The following is a 2,516-nucleotide window of genomic DNA, read 5'->3' on the forward strand; positions in this document are numbered from 1 at the left end:
ACCTACAAAGCCCCACGCATCAAGCTTTTGCCCATGAAGCAACCAGGCAATGGCTGTAATTATGACGACGCCGAGTCCCGACCAGACTGCATAAGCAACACCGACAGGGATGGATTTCAGAACCAGAGAAAGAAAATAAAATGCGATGCCATAACCGATTATGACAACGGCGGAAGGGGCAAGCTTAGTAAAGCCCTCGCTAGATTTTAATGCGGATGTTGCGATTACTTCGCCAACTATTGCGATAACAAGAAAAAGCCAGCCTTTCATGATATATCTCCCAATTTGTGTAGGGCTTATTATGCACGCTTAAAAATAATAAAAGCAGACTTGACCTGATAGTTTGGCTGTGAGCAATTATGTGCTTAGTGCATCTAACGCCGGAGTTAAGCCGCCGCGCGTAGCGCGGTCGGCTTGAACGAATTGTTAGACATCATTTACCAACTGACTTGATGATCTCGCCTTTCACAAAGCGAATAAATTCTTCCAAGTGATCTGCGCGTGAGGCCAAGTGATCTTCTTTTTGTCCCAGATAAGCTTGCTTAGCTTCAAGTAAGACGGGCTGATACTGGGCAGGTAGGCGTTTTATTGCCCAGTCGGCAGCGACATCCTTCGGCGCGATTTTGCCGGTTATTGCGCTGTACCAAATGCGGGACAACGTAAGCACTACATTTCGCTCATCGCCGGCCCAGTCGGGCTGCGAGTTCCATAGCTTCAAGGTTTCCCTCAGCGCCTCGAATAGATCCTGTTCAGGAACCGGGTCAAAGAATTCCTCCGCTGCCGGACCTACCAAGGCAACGCTATGTTCTCTTGCTTTTGTAAGCAGGATAGCTAGATCAATGTCGATCATGGCTGGCTCGAAGATACCCGCAAGAATGTCATTGCGCTGCCATTCTCCAAATTGCAGCTCGCGCTTAGCCGGATAACGCCACGGGATGATGTCGTCATGCACGACAAGGGTGACTTCTATAGCGCGGAGCGTCTCGCTCTCGCCAGGGAAAGCCGAAGCCTCCATAAGATCATTGAGCAATGCTCGCCGCGTCGTTTCATCAAGCTTTACGGCCACAGTAACCAACAAATCAATATCGCTGTATGGCTTCAGGCCGCCATCCACTGCGGAGCCGTACAAATGCACGGCCAGCAACGTTGATTCCAGATGGCGCTCAATGACGCTTAGCACCTCTGATAGTTGGTTCGAAATTTCGATGGTCACCGCTTCCCTCATGATGTCTAACGGGCGAGGTAAGCCGACCGCAGAATGCGGGTCGGCTTGACCGAAATGTTAGAACCAGAAGCCAAAACGGATAACTTGAATTTGGCGACGGGCGCTAACCGTGAAAAAACGCTGCGCCACCGAGGCGGCACAGCACTGCAAAAACGATAGCTGCTTGCGCTTGCTACGCAAGGGCTAGAGGCCAAAAAGACTGAAAACCTGCGCAGCCCATGCAGGCGAAGCCCGGAAAAAAGGCAAAACAGGCACTGAATAACGCCTGAAAAGCTAAATGCCGTTTGAATAAACATGAGCTAAATAAAGCTGGGTTTCAGTGGTGCTAACGTTGGACGTAACGAGAGCCGGAGCGCAGCGGAGGGAACCAAAATGCGCAGCATTTTGGCGTCCCGTTGACGGAATGGTTAGCCGTTTCGACGCGCATAAACGGAGTGGGTGTACGGAATTACAGCTTGAATGGTTTCGGTTGAGACAAGCTCGAATTCTGTTTCGTTGAGCATTGGGAAGAAGGCGTCACCCTCGAAGGTTTGATGTACCTCAGATAGAAACACGCCGTGGGCGTGAGGTAGTGCCAGAGTGTATATCTCAGCTCCGCCCGCGACGTAGAGTTCATTGCCGAGTTCGGATGCCAAAGCGATAGCGTGCGACAGCGTTGAAACAACTACGCAGCCAGTGGCGCGGTAGTTAGCTTGGCGTGAGATTACCAATGTGTGACGGTTCGGTAGAGGCTTGCCGATAGACTCAAAGGTCTTTCGCCCCATGACAACGACTTTTCCCTCAGTGAGTCTGCGAAAAATCTTCTGCTCACCCGGAATTTTCCAGGGGATATTAGGACCATTGCCAATAACCCGATTGGCTCCCATCGCAGCAACGAGATAAATGCGTACTGATTCCGAGTTCATATGGCTAACTTTGTTTTAGGGCGACTGCCCTGCTGCGTAACATCGTTGCTGCTCCATAACATCAAACATCGACCCACGGCGTAACGCGCTTGCTGCTTGGATGCCCGAGGCATAGACTGTACAAAAAAACAGTCATAACAAGCCATGAAAACCGCCACTGCGCCGTTACCACCGCTGCGTTCGGTCAAGGTTCTGGACCAGTTGCGTGAGCGCATACGCTACTTGCATTACAGTTTACGAACCGAACAGGCTTATGTCCACTGGGTTCGTGCCTTCATCCGTTTCCACGGTGTGCGTCACCCGGCAACCTTGGGCAGCAGCGAAGTCGAGGCATTTCTGTCCTGGCTGGCGAACGAGCGCAAGGTTTCGGTCTCCACGCATCGTCA

The 2,516-nt window shown here is 51.4% G+C and carries 4 protein-coding genes and 1 pseudogene; 1 reads left to right on the forward strand and 4 read right to left on the reverse strand.

The window, feature by feature from the left end; all coding sequences use genetic code 11:
- The 4 genes and pseudogenes from qacE to dfrA12 all read right to left on the reverse strand — a co-directional run.
- A partial coding sequence (qacE, locus tag ACHHZ7_RS25250; RefSeq protein WP_031971041.1) for a quaternary ammonium compound efflux SMR transporter QacE occupies nt 1-270 on the reverse strand: 270 nt, incomplete at its 3' end.
- A gap of 116 nt (nt 271-386) precedes the next feature.
- Nucleotides 387-1,225, reverse strand: a pseudogene (locus ACHHZ7_RS25255) (AadA family aminoglycoside 3''-O-nucleotidyltransferase).
- A gap of 5 nt (nt 1,226-1,230) precedes the next feature.
- Nucleotides 1,231-1,521, reverse strand: a complete 291-nt coding sequence (locus tag ACHHZ7_RS25260; RefSeq protein ID WP_001336345.1) for a DUF1010 domain-containing protein — start codon at nt 1,519-1,521, stop codon at nt 1,231-1,233.
- A 111-nt stretch (nt 1,522-1,632) separates the two neighbouring features.
- Entirely contained in the window at nt 1,633-2,130 is a 498-nt protein-coding gene (gene dfrA12, locus ACHHZ7_RS25265) for a trimethoprim-resistant dihydrofolate reductase DfrA12 (RefSeq protein ID WP_001083725.1), read from the reverse strand.
- Nucleotides 2,131-2,274: 144 nt separating this feature from the next.
- Here dfrA12 and ACHHZ7_RS25270 point away from each other — a divergent pair.
- On the forward strand, nt 2,275-2,516 hold a 242-nt coding region (locus tag ACHHZ7_RS25270; RefSeq protein WP_032444521.1), incomplete at its 3' end, for a phage integrase N-terminal SAM-like domain-containing protein.

This window comes from Citrobacter freundii complex sp. 2024EL-00216 (genome assembly GCF_043945515.1).
In the GTDB taxonomy this organism is placed as follows: Bacteria; Pseudomonadota; Gammaproteobacteria; order Enterobacterales; family Enterobacteriaceae; genus Citrobacter; species Citrobacter portucalensis.

Coding starts and splice junctions, on each gene's coding strand:
- ACHHZ7_RS25260 (WP_001336345.1), bottom strand. CDS start 1,521: ATGTTTATTCAAACGGCATTTAGCTTTTCAGGCGTTATTCAGTGCCTG.
- dfrA12 (WP_001083725.1), bottom strand. CDS start 2,130: ATGAACTCGGAATCAGTACGCATTTATCTCGTTGCTGCGATGGGAGCC.